Genomic DNA, 1818 nt, shown 5'->3' on the forward strand with positions numbered 1-1818 from the left:
ATGGGTGGACTGGTTCAACAACCGACGGCTCCTGGAGCCCATCGGCAACATCCCGCCAGCCGAAGCCGAGCAACGCTGGAACAACCGGCCATGGCGGCATAACTTAAACCAAATAGCCTCCGGCAAACCCGGGGCGGTTCATACTGTCAGACAGGCCTGATTGCCCGCGACCTGCTTGAGATCGTAATAGACGGTGAGGAGCGGAGTACTGTTGATGCGCATAAAGACAAGGTTGTAGTCATCGATACCAGCCCAGTTGGGACGGTAGACTTCAGGCTTAGCTCGCTCGAAAAAGCAATTTCTGTTGCTGGCTGCATCACGTGGTGCAAGCGCCAGGGTGATGAGGCCACATTCGTGGGCCTCCGGCTCTGGCGAGACTTGAACGCTCCGCCCCGTATCGCCGCCAACGACAATGAGGTGCGGGATGATGAAGGCGAGAGCGGCGAGCAGCCTGTACTTCCGAATATGGACCGCGAGATGGTGGACGTCAGCGCGAAGCAACTGATTTGGGCGGTCGAAAACAAACGGGCGCGCTGGATTGGCAACAAGCTCGTTAAGATCTGGGACGGCCATGCCTGGGTTGGCCCCGAAGAACGGTTCGGCGAGGTTCGACATCGGGCAAGCGACAAGGCCGACACCGGGAGCTGGGATGCTGAGATGCCGGATGCCCAAGGGGAGTTGGCTCGCGCGCTGGATACCGAGACCTTGCGCGGCCAGCTGCGCCACAAGGTGTGCGCGATACTCGACATGGCGTCGTCGTCCGACAGCACCTTAAGCGAGATAGGCGATCTCGGCTTTGCAGGCCAATATGCGGCAAGGATGGCGGGCAAGGAGGTTCGTGCGGCGGTCGCTGCGCTGAACGCGGCCATAGGCGGGGATGAGCAGGCTGCGGCTTAACATGTGTACTCAATAGCGTCCGCTTTGCCCTAGGACGCCAAACCCGACAGGATGCGTGTCGGGTTTGGGGCCAAGAGTCACACGGCCACTTGGGCCCGCCTGATTTAGCCTCTAGCGGATCACCTATTGGCAGAGATGCTGGAGACCGTCAGCACCCTTGAAATTGGTGCCGGGCCTGCAGGTGATGCCGTTGCGGGTAGCATACGAACTCCAGTTGCCGTACCAGCCGTTCTGGCCGTACCCCATCCCGCCGCCGTACCCCATCCCGCCGGACATGGCGTAGGAATTGCTCCAGCCGCCGACGGTTGCAGCCGCCGCCACCGGATGGCGATGCGCCGTTCGCCGATATCGATAGATGGGGGTAGTCCCGGTTCCAAGACCCGTGCAGTTGGCGAATTCAGCTTGGCATTCGTCCGGATTGGAGAGAGCCGCCTGGGCCAGTGCAGCAGAGCTGGACAGGGCGGATGCCGCAATAACGAACGCGCCAAGAACTTTCAGATTTATCATGGCTTGCTCCTTGCGTTGGACCGTGGCGCACAATGCCAGGTCTGGCTTCTTCATGCGGTGGAATCGAGCGCGCCTTCTGATAGGGGTGCCTTGACGTAGATCAAGGTAGGCGCGGGCGAGCCTGTCCATTGTATTGACACTGGGCCGTCCTTCTCCAACAGCTCAGTCTTCAACAAGGCCCGGCCGGGACTCGATCTCCGGCCGGGCTTTGTTTTGTCATGACCGCCGTTCAGTTGAATAATAACAGCCTCTCGTATGTAACGATTTGGCATATAAAGGAATCTTAACAACTTCCGCGCGTAATACGTTTGATTTGACGTGGCGATATTAAAATGAATTTGGGGCCAGCCAATGAGGGCAGTTTCTGCGGCCGATCTCATTACTGAGTTGGATGCCACCATCGCGAGGAGCTCA

Annotated in this window: 3 protein-coding genes; 1 reads left to right on the forward strand and 2 read right to left on the reverse strand. The window is 59.0% G+C overall.

Features of this window, described 5'->3' with window-relative positions; translation table 11 throughout:
• Window positions 1-378 precede the first annotated feature (378 nt).
• Window positions 379-897, forward strand: coding sequence for a hypothetical protein (locus tag AC0L3K_RS40465; RefSeq protein ID WP_354129093.1), 519 nt, complete (start codon window positions 379-381; stop codon window positions 895-897).
• 123 nt (window positions 898-1020) lie between these two features.
• On the opposite strand, the gene AC0L3K_RS40470 is transcribed toward AC0L3K_RS40465, so the two are convergent.
• Window positions 1021-1404 (reverse strand): hypothetical protein, encoded by a 384-nt coding sequence (locus AC0L3K_RS40470; RefSeq protein ID WP_354129120.1) that lies wholly within the window; start codon window positions 1402-1404, stop codon window positions 1021-1023.
• 50 nt (window positions 1405-1454) lie between these two features.
• A partial coding sequence (locus AC0L3K_RS40475) for a hypothetical protein (RefSeq protein ID WP_473368192.1) occupies window positions 1455-1818 on the reverse strand: 364 nt, incomplete at its 5' end.

This window comes from Bradyrhizobium sp. MI1.10, from assembly GCF_055811035.1.

What these genes read in the sequence shown, in the direction of transcription:
- AC0L3K_RS40470 (WP_354129120.1), bottom strand. Translation starts at nt 1,404, where the DNA reads ATGATAAATCTGAAAGTTCTTGGCGCGTTCGTTATTGCGGCATCCGCC.